General features: G+C 51.9%; 4 protein-coding genes. All 4 read left to right on the top strand.

Going from position 1 to position 6,823, the window contains the following annotated elements; genetic code table 11:
• Positions 1-549, top strand: a 549-nt coding sequence (locus tag VIM87_RS04920) for an ROK family protein (RefSeq protein WP_331995897.1), incomplete at its 5' end; no start/stop codon positions are given.
• A 2-nt stretch (positions 550-551) separates the two neighbouring features.
• Positions 552-2,330, top strand: coding sequence for a class I mannose-6-phosphate isomerase (locus VIM87_RS04915; protein WP_331995896.1), 1,779 nt, complete (start codon positions 552-554; stop codon positions 2,328-2,330).
• Between the two features lie 58 nt (positions 2,331-2,388).
• Positions 2,389-4,716 (top strand): GH92 family glycosyl hydrolase, encoded by a 2,328-nt coding sequence (locus VIM87_RS04910; protein ID WP_331995895.1) that lies wholly within the window; start codon positions 2,389-2,391, stop codon positions 4,714-4,716.
• A 59-nt stretch (positions 4,717-4,775) separates the two neighbouring features.
• Positions 4,776-6,823, top strand: a 2,048-nt coding sequence (locus VIM87_RS04905) for a SusC/RagA family TonB-linked outer membrane protein (RefSeq protein ID WP_331995894.1), incomplete at its 3' end; no start/stop codon positions are given.

Here is a 6,823-nt window from a genome sequence, read left to right as displayed (position 1 = left end):
TTTGCATTGGGCGAGGCATGGGCCGGAGAAGGCGCAGACTGCAACCGTATGGTGGCTGTAACCCTGGGCACTGGCCTGGGCGGCACTTTCCTGCACAACAGTCACATCCTGCATGAAGGAAAAGGCGTGCCCTCCGGCGGCTACATTTATAACCTGCCTTATAAGAACGGCATTGCGGAAGATTATATCTCTTCCCGCTGGTTGCTTAACGAATACTACCAGCGTACCGGCACACGCCTATACGAAGTTAAAAGCATCGGCGACCTGGCGGAAAAACAGGACGGCACCGCACTGGCATTGTTCACGGAAATGGGCAATGCATTGGGCGAAGTGCTGGCGCCCTGGCTGCGGGATTTTGAAGCGGAATGCGTAGTGATAGGCGGCAATATCCGCAAAGCGCATCCCTACTTTTTACCGGCCCTGCAAGCCTGCCTGCAGCAGCACAAGATCAACACCACCGTACACATTTCCAGCCACGGAGAAGCCTCTGCCCTCTCCGGTGCAGCATGGTTATGCAGATCCATACTTGAAAAAACCAACGCGCTATAGCAATGAATACTACGATGAACTGGAGAAAAACCAGCCAACCGCTGATGCCGGCTGAAGTTACAGGAACACCGCTTTCACCTGCGGGTAAATACAATATGCACCCTTTTGCAAGTCTGGGCGCAGGCAGCATCCACAGCGGATATGCCAGCCTTGCCGGCTGGATGGCCGGCCATGAGACCGTTTTGATAGATGGATATATTGGTAATGATTGGGAGCTCATTGCAGCTTCCCTCGAAAAGGAGCTGCTGGCTTCCGGTATAGCGGTGAACTTCGTGTATACATCCATGTTAATGAAGCCTGCAGATGAAGTGGAGGCACTGGTAGCGCCTTTCCTTGGCGGGAAAGGAACGGTTTGGGGTAAAAGGGCCACCATTACATTGGATGAGCTGTTCGATAAGGACAAGCTGAATGCAGTACAATCATCAGCCGGAGCCATGACCATCGTTATTGGTGCAGGTGCGGCGCTTACAAAGCTCCGCGGCCCGCTGATCTATATAGATCTTCCCAAGAACGAATTACAATACCGCATGCGCGCCCGCACCGCCAACAACCTTGGCAAGCTGGAGTGGGACGATAACCAGGAAACCTACAAACGTTTCTATTTTGTTGACTGGGTGCTGCTGAACGATCACAAACAGCGGATCATGTCCCGCATAGAAGTGATCGCAGACGGCCAGTGGCAGCATACTATTAACTGGGCTACACAGGCAGCCATCAGCAAAGGCCTGCAACACCTCTCGCAAAACGCTTTCCGCGTAAGGCCCTGGTTTGAAGCCGGCGCATGGGGCGGCGACTGGATGAAAGAAAAGATCCCGGGCCTCAACAAAAATGAGGTGAACTATGCATGGTCTTTCGAGATGATAGTACCGGAAAACGGGCTGGTGTTTGAAAGTGATGGCCTTTTGCTGGAGATCGCATTCGACTGGCTCATGATGCAGCATTCGAAAGAAGTGCTGGGCCAGGATGAGCAGCGCTTTGGGATCCACTTTCCCATCCGCTTTGATTTTCTCGATACCTTCAACGGCGGTAATCTTTCCATTCAATGCCACCCGCGCCTGCAATACATCCGGGAACATTTTGGCGAAACCATCACGCAGGATGAAACCTATTACATACTGGATTGCAAACCGGGAGCAAAAGTGTACCTCGGTTTCCAGGAAGATATAGATCCCGCTGCTTTCCGCAATGCGCTGGAAGAAAGCGTGGCCACCAATCAACCAGTAGCCATCGACCAATATGTGCAGGTACACAACGCACATAAGCACGACTTCTTCCTTATTCCCAACGGCACCGTGCACAGCTCCGGGAAAGATAACCTGGTGCTGGAAGTAAGCGCCACGCCTTACATTTTCACGTTCAAGATGTACGACTGGGTAAGGCTGGACCTCAACGGCAGGCCACGTCCTATCAATATAGACCATGCCTTCAACAATCTTGATTTCAGCCGCAAAGGCGCCAAAGTAAGGGAAGAGCTGATCTCCCGCCAACAGGTCATAGCAAAAGGAGAAGACTGGCAGCTGGTGCACGTGCCCACTCACGCGGAACATTTCTACGATCTGCACCGGATGGAATTCAGCAACAGCATAACGGTTGAAACGTTTGGCAAATGCCATGTGCTGATGCTGGTGGAAGGCAGCTCCGTGATCGTGGAAACAGCGAACGGCCTGCGCCAGCGTTACAACTACGCGGAAACATTCGCTATCCCTGCAGCAGCAGGTTCTTACAGGATCATTAATGAAGGTGACAGCACCGCCAAAGTAGTAAAGGCTTTTATAAAATAACAGGAAGCTGTCCCGCTTAAGAAGCGGGACAATTCATTACGACTAAACAAGCTCAGTTATGAAAAAGGAAAATTGGATGCTCTGGTTGTTACTGCTTATAACAGTATCACACCTGGGCGCACAGGACAGGAAAGAGTTAAGCAGCTATGTAGATCCCCGGATCGGCACGGCACATTGCCGCTGGTTCCATTTTGCACCAGGCGCTTCACCATTCGGTATGGCTAAGCCAGGCCCCTCTACCAACGGGCATTACGGCAACCCAAGCGGCTGGGAAGCAGTGGGGTACGATTACAGGCATACATCCATTGAAGGATTTCCCAATTTTCATGAGTTCCAGGTAGGCGGCGTATCGCTCATGCCCACGAAAGGAACACTGATCACCACACCGGGTGAGCTGGAAGATTCATTATCCAGCTACCGTTCTGCTTTTGACCGTGCAGACGAACAAGCTACAGCAGGCTATTATGCTGTATTATTGAAACGTTATGGCATCAAAGCAGAAGTGACTGCCACACCGCGTGTAGCCTTCCAGCGTTTTACATTCCCTGCCGGTACCGACTCTCATATCCTGTTCGACATTGGCAACAAACAGGGTGAAAGCGGTGATGTGAAGGACGCCCATGTATACATGACGCCCGACGGCCGCATTGAAGGTTACGTGATCACACTGCCTGCATATGTACAAAAGTACCAGCGCGGTGCAGAAGTAGCCATGTACTTCTCAGCGGTGACAGACAAGAAGCCCGTATCCTACGGTACATTCCGCGGCGACAAGCAAACAGCCGGAGAGAAAGATATCAAAGGACAGGGAGCCGGTATGTATCTCACCTTTGCTACCGGTAACCAGGAAGCGGTGACCGTTCGCCTGGGGCTTTCCTACACTTCCATCGAAAATGCACGCCTGAACCTGCAAACAGAGGCGGCAACACTGAGCTTTGATGAAGCCCGGGCGCAATCGCATCAAAAATGGAACGAATACCTGGGCCGCATCACTGTTAGCGGCGGCACGGAATCCGACCGTATTAAATTCTATACCGGCCTGTATCACGCTGTACTGGGCCGCGGCCTTGCCAGCGATGTGAATGGCGCGTATCCTAAAAATACCGGTGGCGTTGGGCAGATCCCGCTGAATAAAAACGGTAAACCACTGCACAACCATTACAACACCGATGCTGTATGGGGCGCTTACTGGAACCTTACGCCGCTTTGGGCGCTGGCTTATCCGGAATATTATTCCGATTTCGTAAGCAGCCAGCTGCTTGTATATAACGATGCAGGCTGGCTGGGCGATGGCATTGCCAACAGCAGGTATGTATCCGGTGTAGGCACCAATTTCGTTGGGCTGGTAATGGCCGGCGCTTATAACTACGGGATCCGCGACTTTGATGTAGCAAAAGCGTATGAAGCTTCCCGTAAGAACGAGCTGGAATATGCAAACAGGCCGGAAGGCGCCGGTAAAGACGACGTAGACCGCTTCCGCAAATATGGCTATGTTGATCATATTGATCCGAAGCCAGGTGAATGGTGCTTCTCCGGGTCACATACCCTCGAGTATTCTTTCAGCGCATATGCTGTGGCCCAATGGGCAAAGAAGCTGGGCAAAACAGAAGATTACAATACCCTGCTGAAACTCTCCGGAAGCTGGAAGAACATTTTTGATCCTGCTACAAAGTATATGCGCCCCCGTTATGCCAGCGGCAAATTCGTTGACAATTTCAAACCCACCGAGCCATGGCGCGGGTTCCAGGAAGGAAATGCAGGCCAGTATTCATTTTATGTACCACACGATCCGCAGGGCCTGATCGCACAAATGGGTAAGGCCGAGTTCAACAAACGGCTCGACAGCATTTTCACCGCTGCTCAGAAAACCACCTTTGGCGGCGGCAATACCATCGATGCATTCTCAGGCCTGAGCGCACCATACAATCACGGTAACCAGCCCTGCCTGCAAATGCCGTGGATGTTCAACTACTCCGGCAAACCATACCTGACCCAGAAATGGGTACGTGCCATCTGTAATGAGTTCTATGGTACAGAAGGTATTCACGGTTATGGTTACGGGCAGGATGAAGATCAGGGCCAGCTGGGCGCCTGGTATGTGCTGAGCGCCATTGGCCTCTTTGATGTGCAGGGCGGTGCTTTGGCCCAACCCATGATGCAGATCGGGTCTTCCCTTTTCGATAAGGTAGAGATCAGGCTGAATAAAAAATATTACAAAGGGGACAAACTGGAGATCGTTACGCATAATAACAGCGCTGACCATATTTACCTCCATCAGCCAACATTCAATGGTAAAAAGCTTTCGCAGAACGCTATCCCTTTTGCGCAGCTGACCAAAGGAGGAAAACTGGAGTACAGCCTGTCTGACAAACCCGCTGCGTATTAATGCGGTGGCCATTTTATAAAATAATATTCCACATCTGATCAAAAAGAAAAATTAAGCCTATGTTAGATTATTATCACGTTATCAATGAAAGACGGGCGCGATGGAAAGGCCGTCTATGGCTGGTGCTGCTCCTGGTATCGATGGCCGGCCAAACGTATGCACAGCAGTCGCGCACCCTCACAGGGCGCGTTACAGACAGCACCAGCCGCCAGCCCATACCGGGTGTGTCCATTTCCCTTAAAGGTACCGGTATTGGCACTGCTACCTCCGCCGAAGGTACCTTTTCACTGAACATACCCGCTGGTCCTAACCAGCTGCTGGTGTTCTCTTCTATTGGCTACGCATCCCGCGAAGTACCTGTTACAGATGCCACTCAAATGAGCATCTCCCTTTCATCGGCCAGCAGCACCTTATCCGATGTAGTAGTGGTGGGTTATGGTACACAGAAACGTACCAGCCTAACCGGCGCGGTAAGCGTAGTAACGGCCAAAGACCTGCAGGGCAAACCGGTAACAAGCGCCGTACAGGCCTTGCAGGGCGCAGCGCCCAACCTGATCATTCAGCAGAATGCAACGGAACCCGGCGCCGCTATCAACATCAACGTACGTGGTGTGAGCACCGTTAATAACTCCAGCCCGCTTATACTGGTGGATGGTGTACCCGGCTCGCTGGACCTGATCAATCCTAACGACATTGAAAGCATCAGCGTGCTGAAAGATGCGGCATCTTCCGCCATCTACGGTTCGCGTGCAGCCAACGGCGTTATACTGGTCACCACCAAAAGCGGCCGGCATAACAAGGTGCCGCGCATCACCTATAACGGCTTTGCCGGCGCACAGCAACCCACGTTCCTGCTTAAGCCGGTGAGCGGGGTGGAATACATGCAGCTGAAGAACGAAGCGCTGGTTAACTCAGGGCAAACAGCGCAGTTCTCTCCGGAACAGATCCGCCAGCAAGGTTTAAAGGGTACGGAAAAATGGTGGATGGATGAAGTAATGAAGAAAGCAGCATTGCAGCATAATCACAACCTCAGCGCTACCGGCGCAGTGGGTAAAGTATCTTACCTGGTATCTGGCGGATACCTGGATCAGAACAGTCTTTACCGCGGTCCCGATTATGGATACCAACGTTATAACACGCGCGCCAATCTCAGCACACAGCTGGGTAAGCTAAAGCTGGGTGGCAACTTTGCCTACGCCCGTCAGAACATCCGGGAGCATGCGTATTTTTCAGACTGGCTGGTATCCACTGCCATCCGCATTCCTACTATTTATCCGATCAAAGACACTGCCGGCCATTACTTCCTGGCGCCAACAGCTTCCAACAACCCGCTGGCGCAGCTGGAACAGGGCGGCCGCAGGCTGTATAAAAATGACAGCTACAACTACATGGCCAATGCGGAATATGCCATCACCCAACACTTATCAGCCAAGCTGGTATATGGTGCAGATATCCGCGTAAATAACATGGATGAGTTCCGCCGTTCTATCGATTATGCACCTTACTCCGGCTCTGATAACCAGAGCTCAAGAACGGTGAACCATGCACGCAGTGTACAGGACAACTTCCAGGCGCTGCTGAATTATGATCAGACCTTCAACAAAGTGCATGAGGTAAAAGCATTGCTGGGATATGCTACGGAAGGCTGGAAGAACAAATATTACCAGACCCGCCGCCTGAATGTAGATAACAACACCGGCGATTCTACAAACGGTACCCAAACGCTTACCGGTTTCAATGATACCTACAGCACCCGCATTGATCAATGGGCGCTGAACTCCGCATTCGGCAGGTTGAACTATGCATACAACAACAAGTATTACTTCGAGTTCAACTTCCGTTATGATGCATCCAGCCGTTTTGCGAAAGGCAACCGCGGCGCATTTTTCCCGTCTTTCTCCGCTGCATGGCGCATTACAGACGAGCCCTTCATGGCAGCAGTGAAAGAGAAGGTTGGCGACCTGAAGCTCCGCGGCTCCTGGGGCCAGCTGGGTAACCAGCAGATCATTTCCAACTACGGTTACCTGAATATATACACCACGGTAAGCAACAGTTACGGTTTTAACAACATCCCCGCATCCGGCAGCTCCTTTGCGGTGGGCAACCC

The organism is Chitinophaga sp., from assembly GCF_036569125.1.
Taxonomy (GTDB): domain Bacteria; phylum Bacteroidota; class Bacteroidia; order Chitinophagales; family Chitinophagaceae; genus Chitinophaga.
The sequence above is the reverse complement of the archived record's forward strand: the minus strand, read 5'-3'. Positions and strand labels throughout refer to the sequence as shown.